This window comes from Streptomyces odontotermitis (assembly GCF_050510915.1).
Classification (GTDB): Bacteria; Actinomycetota; Actinomycetes; order Streptomycetales; family Streptomycetaceae; genus Streptomyces.
Genome location: NZ_JBNJLS010000008.1, coordinates 156928 through 174526 on the forward strand (window position 1 = coordinate 156928; position 17599 = coordinate 174526).

The 17599-nt window shown below is 73.8% G+C and carries 17 protein-coding genes; 6 read left to right on the top strand and 11 right to left on the bottom strand.

Translation table 11 applies throughout. The annotated features are described in order from the left end of the window. Positions 1–124: 124 nt before the first annotated feature. Positions 125–1417, top strand: coding sequence for a PucR family transcriptional regulator (locus ACQB60_RS23795; protein ID WP_496928115.1), 1293 nt, complete (start codon positions 125–127; stop codon positions 1415–1417). A gap of 48 nt (positions 1418–1465) precedes the next feature. Here ACQB60_RS23795 and ACQB60_RS23800 read toward each other — a convergent pair whose 3' ends face one another. Continuing rightward, positions 1466–1888, bottom strand: coding sequence for a YybH family protein (locus ACQB60_RS23800; RefSeq protein WP_496928116.1), 423 nt, complete (start codon positions 1886–1888; stop codon positions 1466–1468). A 193-nt stretch (positions 1889–2081) separates the two neighbouring features. On the opposite strand from ACQB60_RS23800, the gene ACQB60_RS23805 reads away from it, so the two are divergent. From ACQB60_RS23805 to ACQB60_RS23815, 3 genes are all read left to right on the top strand, one after another. Next, positions 2082–3458, top strand: a complete 1377-nt coding sequence (locus tag ACQB60_RS23805) for a pyridoxal phosphate-dependent decarboxylase family protein (protein WP_496928117.1) — start codon at positions 2082–2084, stop codon at positions 3456–3458. Positions 3459–3521: 63 nt separating this feature from the next. After that, positions 3522–4031 (top strand): DinB family protein, encoded by a 510-nt coding sequence (locus tag ACQB60_RS23810; RefSeq protein WP_496928118.1) that lies wholly within the window; start codon positions 3522–3524, stop codon positions 4029–4031. Between the two features lie 139 nt (positions 4032–4170). After that, complete coding sequence (locus tag ACQB60_RS23815) at positions 4171–5697, top strand: MFS transporter (protein WP_496928119.1); 1527 nt, start codon at positions 4171–4173, stop codon at positions 5695–5697. A 55-nt stretch (positions 5698–5752) separates the two neighbouring features. On the opposite strand, the gene ACQB60_RS23820 is transcribed toward ACQB60_RS23815, so the two are convergent. The 4 genes from ACQB60_RS23820 to ACQB60_RS23835 are packed head-to-tail and all read right to left on the bottom strand — an operon-like array spanning position 5753 to position 10671. Then, complete coding sequence (locus tag ACQB60_RS23820; RefSeq protein ID WP_496928120.1) at positions 5753–6904, bottom strand: XdhC family protein; 1152 nt, start codon at positions 6902–6904, stop codon at positions 5753–5755. Then, a complete protein-coding gene (locus ACQB60_RS23825; RefSeq protein WP_496928121.1) occupies positions 6897–9104 on the bottom strand; it encodes a xanthine dehydrogenase family protein molybdopterin-binding subunit in 2208 nt (735 codons plus the stop codon). Before ACQB60_RS23825 ends, ACQB60_RS23820 begins: the two co-directional genes overlap by 8 nt. Beyond that, on the bottom strand, positions 9101–10090 hold the full coding sequence (locus tag ACQB60_RS23830; protein WP_496928122.1) for an FAD binding domain-containing protein: 990 nt from the start codon (positions 10088–10090) through the stop codon (positions 9101–9103). Before ACQB60_RS23830 ends, ACQB60_RS23825 begins: the two co-directional genes overlap by 4 nt. Beyond that, a complete protein-coding gene (locus ACQB60_RS23835; RefSeq protein WP_496928123.1) occupies positions 10087–10671 on the bottom strand; it encodes a (2Fe-2S)-binding protein in 585 nt (194 codons plus the stop codon). Before ACQB60_RS23835 ends, ACQB60_RS23830 begins: the two co-directional genes overlap by 4 nt. Positions 10672–10902: 231 nt before the next feature. On the opposite strand from ACQB60_RS23835, the gene ACQB60_RS23840 reads away from it, so the two are divergent. Then, entirely contained in the window at positions 10903–11481 is a 579-nt protein-coding gene (locus tag ACQB60_RS23840; RefSeq protein WP_496928124.1) for a TetR/AcrR family transcriptional regulator, read from the top strand. A gap of 8 nt (positions 11482–11489) precedes the next feature. Here the strand turns inward: ACQB60_RS23840 and ACQB60_RS23845 are convergent, their stop codons facing one another. Together ACQB60_RS23845 and ACQB60_RS23850 are read right to left on the bottom strand one after the other, a co-directional pair. After that, positions 11490–11864 (bottom strand): DUF4180 domain-containing protein, encoded by a 375-nt coding sequence (locus ACQB60_RS23845; RefSeq protein ID WP_496928125.1) that lies wholly within the window; start codon positions 11862–11864, stop codon positions 11490–11492. A 107-nt stretch (positions 11865–11971) separates the two neighbouring features. Further along, positions 11972–12823 (bottom strand): LysR family transcriptional regulator substrate-binding protein, encoded by an 852-nt coding sequence (locus tag ACQB60_RS23850; protein ID WP_496928126.1) that lies wholly within the window; start codon positions 12821–12823, stop codon positions 11972–11974. Between the two features lie 57 nt (positions 12824–12880). On the opposite strand from ACQB60_RS23850, the gene ACQB60_RS23855 reads away from it, so the two are divergent. Next, positions 12881–13294 carry a DUF5997 family protein gene (locus ACQB60_RS23855; protein ID WP_496928127.1) on the top strand — a complete coding sequence of 138 codons (414 nt, stop codon included), beginning with the start codon at positions 12881–12883 and terminating at the stop codon, positions 13292–13294. 109 nt (positions 13295–13403) lie between these two features. On the opposite strand, the gene ACQB60_RS23860 is transcribed toward ACQB60_RS23855, so the two are convergent. From ACQB60_RS23860 to ACQB60_RS23875, 4 genes are read right to left on the bottom strand one after another with little or no spacing between them, the layout of a single operon-like run. Then, positions 13404–14252, bottom strand: a complete 849-nt coding sequence (locus ACQB60_RS23860) for an ABC transporter ATP-binding protein (protein ID WP_496928128.1) — start codon at positions 14250–14252, stop codon at positions 13404–13406. Further along, entirely contained in the window at positions 14239–15279 is a 1041-nt protein-coding gene (locus ACQB60_RS23865; protein WP_496928129.1) for a taurine ABC transporter substrate-binding protein, read from the bottom strand. Before ACQB60_RS23865 ends, ACQB60_RS23860 begins: the two co-directional genes overlap by 14 nt. A gap of 57 nt (positions 15280–15336) precedes the next feature. Next, positions 15337–16242, bottom strand: a complete 906-nt coding sequence (locus tag ACQB60_RS23870; protein ID WP_496928130.1) for an ABC transporter permease — start codon at positions 16240–16242, stop codon at positions 15337–15339. Then, entirely contained in the window at positions 16239–17360 is a 1122-nt protein-coding gene (locus tag ACQB60_RS23875; protein WP_496928131.1) for an LLM class flavin-dependent oxidoreductase, read from the bottom strand. The genes ACQB60_RS23870 and ACQB60_RS23875 overlap by 4 nt, the downstream gene beginning before the upstream one ends. Between the last annotated feature and the right edge of the window lie 239 nt (positions 17361–17599).

Sequence of the window (17599 nt, forward strand, 5' to 3'; positions counted from 1 at the left end):
CGGCGGGTGGGTGACCTGCCGGTACTGTCCGGCTGCACAGAATGGCCCCCGCACGGCCCCGCTGTCCCTTGGCGGTACGCGCAGAAGGCTTCCTGCCGCGTTTGTGCACGGTGACAATGCGGGGATGGACACTGCCTCGAGCCAAGCGTGGGGGCCGGAGAGCGGCCCCGAGGTCCAACCCGCCGCCGGGCTGGCCGCGTTGCTGCCCCGCGTCGGCGCCATCGCCGCCGCCGCGGTCGCCCGCTGCGTCACCGAGATCCCCGACTACCGGGAGCTGCCCGCGCACGTGCTCGACGGCGACCTGGTGGCCAACACCGAGGCGGTGCTGCGGCTCTTCGTCACCACGGCCGGGGAGGGACGCCCGCCCACGCAGGAGGAGCTGGACGCGCCCATCGCCTGGGGCGCGGAGCGGGCCAGGGACGGGGTGCCGCTCCACGCCGTCCTGCGGATCTATCCGCTGGGCGCCCGCGAGGCATGGCGGCTGGTGCGGGCCGAACCCGGCGTGGGCATCGACCCGGACCTGCTGGCCGAGCGGCTCCTCGACTTCCTCGGCGCGGTGGTGCCGCGCGTCGCGGAGGCGTATCTGCGTGAACGGGCCGATCTTGACTGGGAGTTGCGCGAGCACCGGCAGGGTCTCGCCGGGACGCTGCTCGCGGGGCGGCCCGCGCGCCGGGCCGCCGAGCGGTACGGGCGCACCCTCGCCGACCGCTACGAGGTGGTGGTCTGGCGGATCCCCGAACCCTCGACGGCCACGCGACCGGGCCCGGTCCGCGGCCGGAGCCGGGGCCGGGAACGGGAACGGGTCGGCACGGACGGGCTGCGTGCCATCCGCTCCGAACTCGACCACTCCCCCGAGGTGTTGGCGACCTTCAAGGGGGACGGCGGCGTCCTCCTCGTCCCGGCGGACGAGGGACGAGCAGACCCGAGGAAAGCAGGCGAGGCGCGAGGGGACGCCGTGGCCGTGCTCCTCGCCCGCCTGGAGAAGGCCGCCGCCGCGCCCTGCACCGCCGCCTCCGCCCTCGCCCCGGACCACGACGCGATCCCCGCCGCCCACGCGGAGGCCACCGAAGTCCTCTCCCTCGCCGAGCACTTGCGGCGCCCGCCCGGCCGCTACCGGCTCGCCGACCTCGCCATCGAGTACCAGCTCGCCCGGCCGGGCCCCGCCCGCTCGGCCCTGGCCGACACCCTCGCGCCGCTCGCCCGGCACACCCATCTCGTGGACACCCTGCGGGAGTTCATCCAGTGCGGCTACCGGCGCGGCGAGGCGGCGGCAGCGCTCACCGTCCACCGCAACACCCTCACGTACCGCCTCGGCCGCATCCAGGTCCTCACCGGCTACGACCCGACCGTCCCCGACGACGCCCGCCGCCTCGCGGCCGCCATGACCGCGTACGACATCGTCCGCTCGGCCGGGTAGCGGGCGAGCCGGCCCGGGTGAGCGGCTCGCCTCTTCCGGAACCGGCGCTCAGCCCTCCGGGGACTCGTACGGGAACGAGTGGTGCTCATGGGCCACGACCCAGCGCCCCTCCTCCTTGCGCAGCCCGAGGGTGAGCCGCAGCCGCTGCTCCGGGCGCGCGGCCAGCTCCTCGGGGGTGCCGCAGCGCAACAGGGCGTGGGCATAGGCGACTTCGGCGCCCGCGGTGACGTCGAGCGCGACGATGTCGAAGCGGGCACCCCGGGCCTGCCACGCGAAGAACGGCGGCCACACCGCGCGATACGCGTCCAGGCCCCGGATCCCGTCCTGCGGCGGCGGCACGTCGAACATCACGATGTCGTCGGCGTGGTCGGCCACCACACCCGGCAGATCGCCCCGGTGCACCGCACGGGCCCACTCCTCCACCAGGGCCCGGATCTGTTCCTTGTCCTGTTCCGCGTCCTGCTGCGCCACGGCTCGGCTCCTCGCTCTCCGTCGAGTCCCGCCGCCGGAACCGCCGGAACTCCCTCCCGACCCTAGGCACGGGAGAGGAGACGAAGAGGCCACCTGCCTCCGATTGGCCCAGGCGCCCCGCCGTGCGCGCGTCCTAGCCTGCCCCCGTACCCGCTGGCCGGAGCCTCCTCCGCGCCCGACGAACGGAGCCCGCGTGCACCCCCGACTCGCCGCCGACCTCGACCAGTTGCCGCAGCACCTGGACGCCACGCGGCGGCATGCCACCGCCCTGCTCGACTCGCTCGCGGAGCGGCCCGTCGTGCCGGAGTGGCAGGCCCCCGAGCCCGCCGCGCTCCCGGAGGGTGCGGGCGGACTCGCCGCCGCGCTCGACGCGTTCGCCGAGCGGTGGCAGCCGGGTCTCTCTGCCAGCGCGGGCCCTCGCTACCTCGGGTTCGTCACCGGGGGCGCCACTCCGGCCGCCCTCGCCGGCGACTGGCTGACCGCCGCCCTCGATCAGAACCCCACGTCCTCGCTCGACCCCGCGGGCCCGCAGCTCGAACGCGAGACGGTGGGCTGGCTGCGCGACCTCTTCGGCCTGCCGGACGCGCACGAGGGCGCCTTCGTCAGCGGCGCCACGCTGTCCAACACGGTGGGCCTCGCCATCGCCCGGGAGTGGCTCGGGGAGCGGCGCGGCGTCTCGGTCGCCGAGGAGGGGGTGATGGCACTCGGCCCGGTGCGCGTCGTGTCGGGCAGCCCGCACTCCAGCATCACCAAGAGCCTCGCGGTCCTCGGTCTGGGGCGCTCCTCGCTGGTGCAGGTGCCGACCCTGCCGGGCCGTGAGGCGGTCGATCCGGTGGCGCTGGAGGCCGCGCTGCGCGGGCCGTGCGTCATCGTGGCGAACGCGGGCACCGTCAACACCGTCGACTTCGACGACCTGCAGGCGCTCGCCGACCTGCGCGACCGGTACGGGTGCTGGCTGCACGTGGACGCCGCGTTCGGCGCCTTCGCCGCCCTCTCCCCCGCCCACGCGCATTTGGTGGCCGGGCTCGGGCGCGCGGACTCGGTCTGCGTGGACCTGCACAAGTGGCTGAACGTCCCTTACGACAGCGCCGTGCAGTTCACCCGCCGCCGCGACCTGCAGGCCCGCGTGTTCCAGAACGCCGCCGCCTATCTGGGCCCGCTGGGCGAACGCCCCGACCTGGTCCACCTGACGCCGGAGAACTCCCGCCGCCTGCGCGCACTCGCGGCCTGGTTCGCGCTGCGCGCGTACGGCAGGGAGGGCCACGGGGAGATCGTCGAGCGCTGCGCGGAGAGCGCCCGTGCCCTCGGCCGGGCGATCGAGGAGCTGCCCGCCCTGCGACTGCTCGCCCCGGTCCGCCTGAACGTCGTCTGTTTCACGCTGGCCGCCGACCCCACCCCGCAGCGCCTCGCCGCCCTCGCCCGCGAGCTCTCCGACGAGGTCTTCCTGACACCCACGCAATACGGGGGCGTGCCCGCGCTGCGCGCCGCGTTCAGCAACTGGCGCACCGAGGAGTCCGACGTCGCGCGGATCGCGGCGGCGCTGGAGCGGGCCACCAAGGACCCCTCGTAGGGACGGCGTGGGCGCCGCACTTACATTCACCCTCAACGACCGCACGAACGAGGAGCTCCGCCAGTGACCACGGACCACCGCACGGGACCACCCAGCATGGGCGACGAGCGCGAGACGCTGCGGGCCTTCCTCGACTACCACCGGGCGACCCTCGCCATGAAGTGCGAGGGGCTCGGCGACGAGGAGCTGCGGCAGCGGTCGATGCCACCGTCGACGCTGTCGCTGCTCGGTCTGGTGCGCCACATGGCGGAGGTGGAGCGCGCCTGGTTCCGGCGCGTGTTCGAGGACAACGACGCACCCATGGTCTGGTCCGACACGATCGACTTCCAGGCGGCGTACGACGCGTCGGCGTCCACCCGGCAGGAGGCGTTCGCGGCCTGGGAGGCCGAGGTGGAGAACTCGCGCCGTGTCGAGCGGGAGGCCGCCTCCCTCGATCTGGTCGGGCACCAGCCCCGGTGGGGCGAGGACGTGTCGCTGCGGATGGTGATGGTGCACGTGCTCCTGGAGTACGGGCGCCACAACGGGCACGCGGACTTCCTGCGCGAGGGCGTCGACGGCACCGTGGGCGCCTGAGCGCGCCCCGCGCGGAGTAGGCCACCTCACACCCCTTATCGAAACCAAGTCGTTTCGGTGATGGGCTATGCTCGACGGGTACGAAACCGTTTCGTTCACTAGGCGGCGCCCGGTGGACGACCCTCCCTGGAGTGGCTTCATGACGCAGTCCGTGACCGACGGCGCCCCCGCGGGCACCGTCACCGCCCCGCCGGGGCAGGAGCAGTCCCCGGCACAGCAGTCGAGCAGGCGCTGGTGGATCCTCGGCATCATCGGCATCGCGCAGCTGATGGTGGTCCTCGACGCCACCATCGTGAACATCGCGCTGCCCTCCGCCCAGGCCGACCTCGGCTTCTCGGACGGCAACCGGCAGTGGATCGTCACCGCCTACGCCCTCGCCTTCGCCTCCCTGCTGCTGCTCGGCGGCCGCATAGCGGACCTCTTCGGCCGCAAGCCCGCCTTCCTCGTCGGCGTCGCCGGGTTCGCCGGGGCCTCGGTGCTCGGCGGCGCCGCGAACAGCTTCGGGATGCTGGTGACCGCCCGCGCGCTCCAGGGCGTCTTCGGCGCACTGCTCGCGCCCGCCGCGCTCTCCCTGCTCAACACGACGTTCACCGACGCCAAGGAGCGCGCCAAGGCGTTCAGCGTCTACGGCGCGATCGCCGGTGCCGGCGGCGCGGTCGGCCTGCTGCTCGGCGGCATCCTCACGGACGCGCTCGACTGGCGCTGGACCCTCTACGTCAACCTGGTCTTCGCCGTCGTCGCCTTCGCCGGTGCCTGGATTCTGCTCGGCAACCACCGGGACGCGGCGGGCGCCAAGCTGGACCTGCCCGGCACCGTCCTGGTCTCGGCGGGACTGTTCTCGCTGGTCTACGGCTTCTCCAACGCCGAGACGCACGACTGGAGCTCGCCGCAGACCTGGGGCTTCCTGATCGCAGGCGGGCTGCTGCTCGCCGCGTTCACCTGGTGGCAGACGCGCGCCGCGCACCCGCTGCTGCCGCTGCGCGTGCTGCTCGACCGCAACCGGGGGGCCTCCTTCGTGGCCGTCCTGATCACCGGCGCGGGCATGTTCGGCGTCTTCCTGTTCCTCACCTACTACCTGCAGCTCAACCTCGGCTTCAGCCCGACCAGGACGGGCCTCGCCTTCCTGCCGATGGTCGCCGCGATGATGGTGATGGCGCAGGTCGCCACGACGATCCTGGTGCCGCGCATCGGGCCCAAGGCCGTCATCCCCGCGGGCTTCGCCCTCGCCACCGTCGGCATGGCCTGGCTCACCGGCATCGGCCTGAGCTCCAGCTACGCCACGGCCGTGCTGCCGCAGCTGATCCTCATCGGCGCGGGCCTCGGCGTCGTGATGCCGCCCGCGATGGCGATGGCCACCAGCGGTGTCGCCGCAGCGGACGCGGGCGTGGCCTCCGCCACGGTCAACACCATGCAGCAGGTGGGCGGTTCGATCGGCACCGCGCTCCTGAACACCCTGGCCGCCAGCGCAGCCACGAGCTACATGGCGGGCAAGAACCCCGCCGACAAGCTGGCCAGGGCCCAGTCGACGATCGAGAGCTACACGACCGCCTTCTGGTGGTCGGCAGGCTTCTTCGCCGCCGGTGCCGTCATCGCCTTCCTGCTCTACCGGCGAGGCGTGCAGCAGGACGCCGACGATGCAGCCGCGGCGCCGGTCGTCCACATGTGACGCCCGGCGGGCGCTGAGAGCGCTGGAGGACAGGCGGTACGGGGCGTGGCCTGAATCAGGCCACGCCCCGTACCGCTCCCTCTCCCCCGGTGCCCGTGCGGTGGATCGGCCTGTCCGAGCCGGTCAGCGGCGCGCCCGTGCCGCCCTGCCGGTCCGCGACGATCTCCGCGGCGATCGACAGGGCGGTCTCCTCGGGCGTACGGGCCCCCAGGTCGAGCCCGATCGGGGACCGCAGCCGGGCCAACTCGGCCTCGGTGACGCCGACTTCGCGCAGCCTGCGGTTGCGGTCCTCGTGCGTGCGCCGGGAGCCCATGGCGCCGACGAACGCGACGGGCAGGCGCAGGGCGTCCGCCAGCAGGGGCACGTCGAACTTGGCGTCGTGGGTGAGCACGCACAGCACCGTGCGGACGTCGGTCGTGGTGCGCCGCAGATAGCGGTGCGGCCAGTCGACCACGATCTCGTCGGCGTCGGGGAAGCGGGCCCGGGTCGCGAAGACGGTCCGGGCGTCGCACACCGTGACGTGGTAGCCGAGGAACTTGCCGACCCGGACGAGGGCGGCGGCGAAGTCGACGGCGCCGAACACGATCATGCGCGGCGGTGGCACGCTGGCCTCGACGAGGACCGTCAACTCGGCGTCCTCGCACCGCGATCCGCTCTCCGAGAGGTCGACGGTGCCGGTGCGGCCCGCGGCGAGCAGGTCGCGGGCCTCGGCCGCCGCCGCCAGGTCGAGTTCCGCCTTGCCGCTGAACGTGCCCTCGTACGTGCCGTCCTCCTGGACGAGGAGCGCGGTGCCGAGCAGTTCGGCCGGGCCCCGCACCACGCGGGCGAGCGCGGCCGCCCCGCCCCGGGCGGCGGCCGCGAGGGCCGCCGCGTACACGGAGCGGGCCGGGGCGTCCGCGCCGACCGGCGTCACCACGACCTCGATGACGCCGCCGCAGGTGAGGCCGACCGCGAAAGCGTCCTCGTCGCTGTAGCCGAAGGACGCGCGGACCGTCTCGCCGTCCCGCAGCGCCTGCTCGCACAGCTCGTAGACCGCGCCTTCCACGCAGCCGCCGGACACCGAGCCGATGACCGTGCCCTCGGCGTCGACGGCGAGGGCCGCGCCGGGCGGGCGGGGTGCGCTGCCGCCCACCGACACGACGGTGGCGACGGCGAACTCCCGCCCCTCCTCGGCCCATCGGTGCAGCTCGGCGGCGATGTCAAGCATCGCCGTCCTCGTCGGCCCCGGACCGCGGGCGGGCTGCGTCGAGGACGCGGTCCGGCCGGATCGGCAGGTCGCGGTGGCGTACGCCGGTCGCGTGCCAGACCGCGTTGGCGATGGCCGCGGCGGCCCCGACGATGCCGATCTCGCCGACGCCCTTCACGCCGACCGGGTCGCCCGGGATCGGGTCGTCCACCCAGTCCGCCTCGATGAGCGGCACGTCGGCGTTGGCCGCGACGTGGTAGTTGGCGAAGTCCGGGCCGACGTGGGCGCCGGACCGCTGGTCGCGGACCGCCTCCTCGTGCAGCGCCATGGACAGGCCCCACGTCATGCCGCCGATCAACTGGCTGCGCGCGGTCAGCGGGTTGACGATCCGGCCCGCCGCGAAGATGCCCAGCATGCGCCGGACCCGGACCTCGCCGGTGGCGGTGTCGACGGCGACCTCGGCGAACTGCGCGCCGAACGAGTGCCGCTCCTGCGGCGGCAGCGCGCCGATGGCCTCGGCGCTGTCCGCGCGGACGGTGAGGCCCTGCGGCGGGATCTCCGCGTTCACCGCGAGCTGGGAGCGCAGCTCGCGGGCGGCGTGCATGACCGCCCACCCCCACGAGCGGGTGCCCATGGAGCCGCCGGCGACCCAGGCGGGCCCGAAGTCGCTGTCCGCGATGCGCACATGGACGCGCTCGGGCACCACTTCGAGGGCGTCCGCCGCGATCTGGGTGAGCGCGGTGCGGGCGCCGGTCCCGACGTCCGCCGCGGTGATCCGCACCGTGAAGCCGCCGTCCGCCTCGGCGGTCACCGACGCCGTGGACGGGGCGACGCCCGAGGTGTAGGTGGCGGCGGCCGTGCCGGTGCCGAGCAGCCAGCGGCCCTCGCGGCGGATGCCGGGGCGCGGGTCGCGCGCGGCCCAGCCGAACCGGCGCGCGCCCTCCTCGAAACAGGCCAGCACGTTGCGGCTGTTGAACGGGAGGCTCGAGACGGGGCCCACGTCCGGTTCGTTGCGTGCGCGCAGCGCGATCGGGTCGACACCGCACTTCTCGGCGAGCTCGTCCAGCGCCGACTCGAGGGCGAACGAGCCCGGCGCCTCGCCCGGTGCGCGCATCCACGTCGGCGTCGGCACGTCGAGGCGGACGACGCGGTGGGCCGTGTGGTGGGCGTCCGCGTCGTACAGGACACGGCCGAGCGCGGCGCTCGTCTCGATGAACTCGTGCATCGACGACGTGAGGTTCTGCGCCTCGTGGCTGAGCGCGCGCAGCCGTCCGTCGGCGTCGGCGCCGAGCCGGACCCGCTGTGCGGTGGGGCTGCGGTAGCCGACGAGGGAGAACATCTGCCGCCGCGTCGTGACGACCCGGACCGGGCGCTGCAGCGCGGTCGCGGCCATCGCGGCGAGGATCTGGTGCGCGCGCGGGCCCTTCGACCCGAAGGCGCCGCCGACGTGTTCGGAGCGCACCCGCACCGAGTCCGGGTCGAGCGAGAACAGCTTGGCGAGTTCGTCGGCCACCCAGCGGCTGCCCTGGTTCGAGTCGACGATCTCCAGGCGGCCGTTGTCCCAGCGGGCCGTGGCCGCGTGCGGCTCCATCGAGCTGTGGTGCTCTTCGGGTGTGGTGTAGCGGGCGTCCACGACGTGGGCGGACGCGGCGAGTTCGGCCTCCAGGTCGCCCTTGAGGGTGTCCGCGTCGAAGCCGGGGTTCTCGGGGGTGTAGGTGCCGGGCCGTCCGGCGGAGAAGGAGACGTCGTGCGGCTCCTCCTCGTACTCGACGACCAGCGCCTCGGCGGCCTCCCTGGCCTGCTCGGAGGTCTCGGCGACGACGAGCGCCACCGGCCAGCCCACGAACGGCACGCGATCGTCCTGGAAGATCCGCACGATCGGGTCGGGGCGGCCGAGCGCGCCGATGTAGTCGACGTCGAGGCGGGGCGCGTCGCCGTGGTGCAGGACGGTGAGGACGCCGGGCATCGCCTCGACGGGCTCCGTGTGCACCGCGCGGATCCGGCCGCGGGCGACGGTCGACAACACCATCCAGCCGTGGGCGAGTTCGGTGAAGGGGATCTCCCCCGCGTACCGGGCCGCGCCGGTCACCTTCTCGACGCCCTCCACGCGGGTGCGGGCGGTGCCGACGGCTCCCGTCACGCCGGCGGGGCGGGCCGCGGTCGTCGTGCCGGTCGCGCCGGTCGGGCTGCTCGGTGCCGACGGAGCTGTCAGCTCTGTCATCGGGTCGCCTCCTCGGTGAGTTCGGTCAGCACGGCCACGATGAGGTTGCGCAGCAGCGTCACCTTGTAGCCGTTGTCGGGCAGGGGCTCGGCGGCGGCCAGTTCGGCGTCCGCCGCGGCGGCGTACGCGGTGGCGTCCGCCGGGCCGCCGGTGAGCAGCGCCTCGGCGGCGTGGGCGCGCCACGGCCGGGAGGCGACGGCGCCGAGGGCGAGCCGGGCCTCCCGTACGACACCGTCCTGGATGTCGAGGGCGGCGGCCACGGAGCCGATCGCGAAGGCGTACGAAGCGCGTTCGCGCACCTTGCGGTAGCGGGACGCGGCGGCGGGCGCCGGGGGCAGGGTGACGGCCGTGACGAGCGCGCCCGGCGGCAGCGCCGTCTCCAGGTGCGGGGTGTCGCCGACGGGCAGGTAGAAGTCCGTGAGCGCCAACTCGCCCGGCCCGGTCTCCGTTTCGTACTCCACGACCGCGTCGAAGGCGGCCAGGGCCACGCCCATGTCTGAGGGGTGGACGGCCACGCAGTGCGCGGAGGCGCCGAGGATGGCGTGATTGCGGTGCTCGCCCTCGACGGCGGGGCAGCCGCTGCCGGGGACGCGCTTGTTGCACGGCCCCGCGACATCGGCGAAGTAGCCGCAGCGGGTGCGCTGGAGCAGGTTCCCGCCGACCGTCGCCATGTTGCGCAGCTGACCGGAGGCACCCGCGAGCACGGCCTGTGTCAACGCCGGGTAGCGGCGCCGGACTTCGGGGTGGGCGGCCAGGTCGCTGTTGGTGACGGTCGCGCCGATGCGCAGGCCGCCGGCCACGGTCGGCTCGATGCGGTCCAGGGGCAGTTCACGGACGTCGACGAGGCGCCCTGGCCGCTCGACGCCGCTCTTCATCAGGTCGACGAGGTTGGTGCCGCCGCCGAGGAAGCGGGCCTCCGGGTCGGCGCCGAGCAGCGCGACCGCGCCGGAGACGTCCTGCGCCCGCTGATAGTCGAACTCCCTCATGCCGCGGCCTCCTTGGCCTTGTTTTCGCCGTCTTCGCCGTCTTCGCCCTGCTCCGCGGCCTCGGCCGCCCGCGCGACGGCCTGCACGATGGACACGTAGGCGCCGCAGCGGCAGAGGTTGCCGCTCATGCGCTCGCGGATCTCCTCGGCGGTCAGCGCCGGGACACCCGCCTCGGGCCGCACGTCGGTGGTGGCGGCACTCGGCCAGCCCGCCGCGTGCTCCTCGATGACACCGAGGGCCGAACAGATCTGGCCGGGCGTGCAGTAGCCGCACTGGTAGCCGTCCAGATCGAGGAACGCCTGCTGGACGGGGTGGAGTTGACCGTCTGCCGCCACGCCTTCGATGGTGGTGATCTCGCGGCCCTCGGCCGCGACCGCGAACTGCAGACAGGAGACGGTGCGACGGCCGTCGACCAGCACGGTGCAGGCACCGCACTGGCCTTGGTCGCAGCCCTTCTTGGTACCGGTCAGATCGAGACGCTCGCGCAGTGCGTCGAGCAGGGTGGTGCGGTGGTCGACGGGCAGGGTGTGCTTCTCGCCGTTCACCTGCAAAGTGATGGCACTGGACGTCGAGGGGGCCATGAACAGCCTTCTTTCGCGAATGTCGGGCGAGGGCTGGGGCAAAGGGGGCAACGTCGAAAGAGGAAACAGGGAAGTCGACAGAGGAAACAGGGAAGGGGACGGCTGGGGGCTCTTTCCAGCCGCGGGTCCCGCTATGGTGGAGTCAACCGGACAGCTGTCCGCTACATGAACCTAACGGACAACTGTCCGCTTATCAAGGGCGGCCCGGCCGACATTCCCGGAGGAGGACGCGTGCGGCGGAAAAGCGACGCACCTCTGCGCTCGGACGCGCAGCGCAACCGCGAGCGCATCCTCGAGGTGGCGCTCGCGGAGCTGACGCGCTCGGCGGACGCCCCGCTGAGCGCGATCGCGAAGAAGGCCGGGGTCGGGCAGGGCACGATCTACCGCCACTTCCCCAACCGCGAGGCCCTCGTCCTGGAGGTCTACCGCTACGAGGTCCACCAGGTCTCCGAGACCGCCGAGCAGCTCCTGCGGACCCGGCCGCCGGACCAGGCTCTGCGCGAGTGGATGGACCGCCTCACGCAGTACGCGATGGCGAAGGCGGGCCTGCTGGGCGCGTTGCGCAACGTCACCAGCGCACACGGCACGTTGAAGGGCCTCGGCCACGGCCCGCTGACCGCGGCCGTCACCCTGCTCCTGGACGCCAACGAGAAGGCCGGAACGATTCGTCCCGGGGTGAGCGCCGACGACTTCATGCTGGCCATCGCCGGGCTCTGGCAGATCGACCCGCAGGGCGACTGGGAGGCTCGGGCGGGCCGGCTGATGGACCTGGTCATCGACGGGCTGCGGGCGGGGGCGCCGGGGCGCTGACCGGCCGCCTACTCGCCCTTCAGCCGCTCCGCCAGCGCGTCGGTGTCGGGCAGGAACCAGGTCTGCTGCCCCCGGTTGCACTCCCGCACGAAGTCCGTCAGCGCCGAACTCGCCTCGGTGTACGGGGAGATGTCGCCGACGACGGCGAGCCGCACCCGGTACTGGACGAACTTCTGGATGATGTCCCCCGCGATCCGGGTGCTCAGCTCGAAGAAGTCCGGCGCGAGACGCCCGGCGGGGACCACGACCCACTCGGCACCCTGGTAGCCGGCGTCGCCGATGAGATCCAGGGCGTCGCGCTCGGCGGCGAGGGGCTCGCCCTCGGCGGCGCAGATCAGGACGGGAACGTCGTGGATCGTCTGGATCATCGGCACAGAGCTCATGATCGTCGAGGGTACTTCCCGGGGCGGGAGTGGCAGACGGTGGATCCCGCCCCGGCCGCAGCGGGGCCTGAGCCCTGAGCCTTGGGCTCCGAGCCTTGGGCCTTGGCTTACGAACGCCGCCGCGGCCTGCCGCTCCGGCTGTTCTTTGCGGCCTTGCCGCTCTTCCCGCCCTTGCCACCCTTGGCGCTCCCACCGGACCCGCCGCCGCTCGGGCGTCCGGAACCGCCGCGCGCGGGCTTGCCCTTCGCCTTGGCGCCGGACTGCCGGGCGGCGGGCTTCTTGGCCGCGGGCTCCTCCTTGGCGCGGCCCCGGCTGCTGTTCACGGTGCGGCCGCGGACGATGCCGATGAAGTCCTCCACCTGGTCGGTGGTGGCGTCGGCGGGCCACGACAGGGCGACACGTGACTCGGGGGCGTCCAGGAGCGGACGGTAGGTGAGGTCCTTGCGGTGGTGCAGGCGGGCCAGGGACTGGGGGACCACGAGCAGGCCGATGCCCGCCGCCACCAGTTCGATGGCGTCGGCGGTCGTGTCGGGGCGGGCGTACGCGGGCTTGCCCGGAGGGCCCGCCCAGTCGAGCACGTCGTCCAGGGGGTGCAGCAGGATCTCGTCGGCCAGCTCTTCGGAGGTCAGTTCGTCGGCCGCCGCGAAGAGGTGGTCCTTGGGGACCACGACCACGGTCGTCTCGGTGTAGAGCGGGATCGCGCTGAGGTCGTCCCGGTCGACCGGGAGGCGCACGAATCCCGCGTCGGCGCCGCCCTCGCGCAGCAGCCCGTACGACGCGGCCGCGGTCACCTGGACGAGCTCCAGGGGAATGTCCGGCAGCCGCTCCTTCCAGATCCGCACCCACTTCGCGGGCGTCACCCCGGGGACGTACGCGAGCCGGAAGGACGGCACCGCGGGTCCGGCGCCGGGGGCGGGCGAAGCGGGGGAAGAGGGAGGGGGAACGTCCGAGCCTGTCACCTCGCCAGGCTACCCGCCCTGGTCAGCGGCGGCGCACGCGCTCGTTACCCTTGACGCATGACGTCGCACCAGACCGCCCAGACCATGAAGCCCGCGACCGCGGCGAAGAAGCTGGGTGTGTACCTCGAGGCCACCCCCGCAGAGTTCCAGGAGGGTGTCGTCTCGCGTACCGAGCTCAACGCCCTCCAGGCCGACCCCCCGGAGTGGCTGCGCGAACTGCGGGCCAACGGTCCGCACCCCCGCCCGGTGGTGGCGGCCAAGCTCGGCGTCTCCATCTCGGGCCTCGCCCGCGGCGGGATCACCGAGCCGCTCACCACCGAGCAGATCGAGGCGCTGAAGCAGGAGGCGCCGGAGTGGCTCCAGAAGGAGCGCACCACCCAGGCCGAGGTCCGCAAGGAGACCGTCCGCATCAAGGCGAAGCACGCGGAGCAGGCCGAGAAGAAGGCGCAGCGGTCCGGGAACGACGCGTAGTCGCGCCGCAGTCCTCGTGGCCGGCCTCTGCCCGTACGGGCGGAGGCCGGCCTCTTTGCGTGAGGGGGCCGCGCCTCCGGACGGCTGTGCGTGAGAGGGTGCCGCGCCCTCAGGCGGCGGGCGCCGCGGCCGCCGCCCGCACCGCCTCCACCACCTCTCCCCGCAGCCGCGCGAACGCGGCCGTCGCCCGCAGCGCCCCCGGGTCGGTGTCCGGCGCACGGTCCAGCTCGATCGGGAGTTCCGTCACGATGCGACCCGGGCCGCCCGCCATCACCAGGACCCGGGAGCCGAGGAGGACCGCCTCCTCCGCGGAGTGGGTCACGAACAGCACCGTGGTGCCGGTCGAGGCGGCGAGGGTGCGGACCTCTTCCTGGAGGCGTTCGCGGGTGAGGGCGTCGAGGGCCGCGAACGGCTCGTCCATGAGGAGGAGTCCGGGTTCCGAGGCCAGCGCGCGGGCGATCGCCACGCGCTGTTGCTGGCCGCCCGACAGCTCCCAGGTGCGGCGGCGCGCCATGCCGGAGAGGCCGACGCGGGCGAGGAGTTCCTCGGTCTGCGCGCGCCGCAGCCGCTCCGGCACTCCGTGGCGGGCCAGCGCGAACGCGATGTTGCCGCCGACCGTGCGCCACGGGAAGAGCCGGGGCTGCTGGAAGACCACACCCGTGCCCCGGCCGGGCACCGGCGCGCCGCCCCGTACGCGTGCCGTGCCCGACGCCGCCCGCTCGAACCCTGCGACCAGCCGCAGCAGTGTCGTCTTGCCGCACCCCGACGGCCCGACCAGGACCACGAACTCGCCCTCGGACACGGTGAGGGAGACGTTCTCGACCGCGGCGGGCGAGGGTGTCCGTCCCTCTCCCCGGGCCCAGCGCAACGCGCCTCGGGCCTCGCTTCCGTAGCGGACCGTCACCCCGTCCAGGGCGATGGCCTCTGCGCTCCGTACGGACGTGTCAGCCTGCGGCACGGGACACCTCCTTCACCGCGAGGGCCTTCTCGAAGACGGGGCGGCCAGGCACCGCGTCCACGGCCTTCTGCCCCTTGAGGAACACGGCCGCGTCCCGCAGGTGTCCGGCGAACGCGCCCGGCGCGCCCGGCCTGCCCAGGTACTTCGGCGACGTCTGCTCCTCGGCCGTCAGGAGCACCAGCTGGGCCAGCTGCTTCTTCGCCTCGGCCGCGGGCAGGTTCAGCTCCTTGCCGATCGACTCCGCCGCCCTGTCCGGGTCCGCCTTGGCCTGCTTGACCGCCCGGTCCTCCGCCTTCAGCCAGGCCGTGACGATCTCGGGGTGCTTCGCCGCGAACGCGTCGGTGACGAAGCCCAGGTCGGCGGTGGGCTTGCCGCGCCCCGCCAGCTCGCGGCTGGATGTCAGCACCGAGCCGTCCTTCTTGAGGTCGTCGAGCGTCGGCGTCCACACGTAGGCGGCGTCGACGTCGCCGCGCCGCCATGCGCTCAGCGCGTCCTGCGGCTGCAGGTCGACGATGTCCGCCTGCCCGGGCTTCACCCCGGCCTCGTCGAGCGCGGCGAGCAGCGAGTAGTGCGCGGTCGACCCGAAGGGCGTGGCGATCTTCTTGCCCTTGAGCTCCTTGACCGAGCCGATGCCCTTCTTCGCGACCAGGGCCTCGTTCTCGCCGATGAGGTCGTGGATCCACAGCACCTTGTAGGGGATGTCGAGGGGTTTGGAGAGGCCCTTGGTGACGGGGCTGGAGCCCGCGAGGCCGATGTCCACGGAGCCCGCGATGACGGCGGTGTTCACATCGGCGCCCGAGTCGAACTTCACCCACCGCACGTCGGCGTCGGGCAGCGCCTTCTCCAGCAGCCGCTGGTTCTTGACCACCAGGTCGGCGTTGGGGATCGACTGGTACGCGATCCGCACCTGAGTCTTGCCGCCGCCCGCGCTGTCGGAGGAGCCGCCGTATCCGCAGCCGGTCGCGGACAGGGCGGTCAGAGAGGCGGCCGCGGCCAGGAGTGCGGTGCGGCGGGTGAGTGACGGCATGAACGGGCTCCAGGGGAAGGGACGTTGAGGGGGTACGGGGAAGGGAGAAGAGGCGTGTCAGGTGCGGCCGCGCCAGGGCACCGTGAGTCGTTCGACCGCCCTCAGCAGCGCGTCGAGGAGGATGCCGGAGAGGCCGATGGCGAGGATGCCGACGATGACGACGGCGGTCTGGTTGTAGCGCTGGGCGTCGCGGATCATGCCGCCGATGCCGGGGACTCCGTTGACGGTCTCGGCCGCGACGACCGAGGTGTACGCGACGCCGACGGCGATCCGTATGCCGGTCAGGATCTCCGGCAGGGCGGCCGGCAGCCGCACCGACAGGAGCAGTGAGAGCGGGCCGGAGCCCAACGCGCGGGCCGCCTCGACCAGTTGGCCCGGCACCGTGCGCACCGCGGCGGCCGTGGCGGCGGCGATGGGCGGCAGCGCCGCGATGATCAGGAGCCAGATCTTGGGGGCCTCGTCGATGCCGAACCAGATGACGAGGAGGGAGAGATACGCGAGCGGGGGCAGGGTGCGCAGGAAGGTGACGGCGGGTTCGAGGACCACCGCGAGCGGGCGCACCACGCCGATGAGCAGGCCGAGCGGAACGCCTACGAGGACCGCGTAGCCGGTGCCGATGCCGATGCGGCGCAGGCTCACGCCGAGGTGCTCGATCAGGAGGTGGCCGCTGTAGCCGCGGACGCCGTCGTGCGTCGTGGAGGCCAGCACGAACTGGTGCCAGACGTCGCCGGGCGCGGGCACCAGGACGCGCGGCCACACCTCGGCCACGACGACCAGCTGCCAGGCGGCGAGCAGCACGGCGAGGGCCACGGCGCGCAGGGCGAGCCAGCGCAGGGCGGCGAGGCGGGGGCCGCGACGGCGGGGCGGCGCGGCGGGTGACGGGCTCGGGTCGACGGTTTCCGCCGACTTCTCCGTCCGGTCCGTCTTCTTCGACAGGCCGGTGGTGTCGTCCGTGACGCTCACGCCCGGCCCCCGTCGGCGTCGACCAGCGCGCGCAGCCGGGGCGCGACCTCTTCGCCGACGCGGTACGCCTCTTCGAGGTGCGGGTAGCCGGAGAGGATGAACTCGTCGACGCCCAGGGCCCGGTACTCGTAGAGGCGCTCGGCGACCTCGTCGTGGGAGCCGACGAGCGCCGTGCCCGCGCCCTCGCGGACGAGGCCGATGCCCGCCCAGAGGTTGGGCGCGACGGTGAGGGCGGAGTGCGCGGAGTGCGCGCCGCCGTGCAGGGCGGTCATGCGGGCCTGCCCGGTGGAGTCCATGCGGGCGAACCGTTCCTGGCTGGCGCGCACGGCCTCGGGGTCGAGGCGGGACAGGATGCGGTCGGCCTCCGCCCAGGCTTCGTCGGCGGTGTCGCGGCTGATGACGTGGAGGCGGAGCCCGTGGCGGAGCGTGCGGCCCGCGGCGGCGGCCCGGTCGCGCAGCCGTGTGATGCGCTCGCCGACGGCGGCGGGCGGTTCACCCCACAGCAGCTGGACGTCGGCGCGGCGGGCGGCGACCTGTTCGGCGGCGGGGGAAGCGCCGCCGAAGTAGAGGGGGACGGGGTGCTGGACGGCGGGGTCGGTGAGCCGGGCACCTTCGATGTGCAGGTGGGTGCCGTCGTGGGTGACGGGCTTGCCGTCGAGCAGGTCGCGGAGCACTGCCATGAGCTCGTCGGTGCGGGCGTAGCGGTCGTCGTGCGTCAAGTGGTCGCCGTAGGCGCGCTGTTCGGCCGGGTCGCCGCCGGTCACCACGTTGAGCGCGACGCGTCCGCCCGCGAACCGGCGGAAGGCGTCGGCCTGTTGGGCGACGAGGGTGGGGCTTGCCAGGCCCGCGCGGAACGCGACGAGGAAGCCGATGCGGTCGGTGTGCTGGGCGAGCGCCGAGGTGAGGATCCACGGGTCGGCGCAGCCGAGCCCGACGGGCGTCAACAGCGAGTGGAATCCGGCTTGTTCGGCGGCGCGCGCGACCTGGGCGAGATAGCCGATGTCGGCGGGGCGCCGGGTCGCGGCGGCGGTCCTGGACTGGACGGCGGTGACGCCGCCCGGGTCGCGGCCGTCACCGCCCGTGGGCAGGAACCAGTGCAGCAGGGGGCTTTCGGGCATGGAGGTACCTCGGCGGGGCGCGCACGGCGGCGCGCGGTCAGGGTGCGGCGGGCAGGGGGTGGCGCGTCCCCGGCGGAGAGCGAGCGGGGACGTGCGTCGCGTCGAACGCGTGGGAGCGGCGGAGCTGCCGTACGGGAGGAGTGGCGTCAGGGGCGCGGGACAAAGCGCCCGCGGGGGCGGCTCAGCGCCCGGTCGACGGCCGGGCGGGCCGGGTCAACAGCCGGGCGTACGGCGGGAGA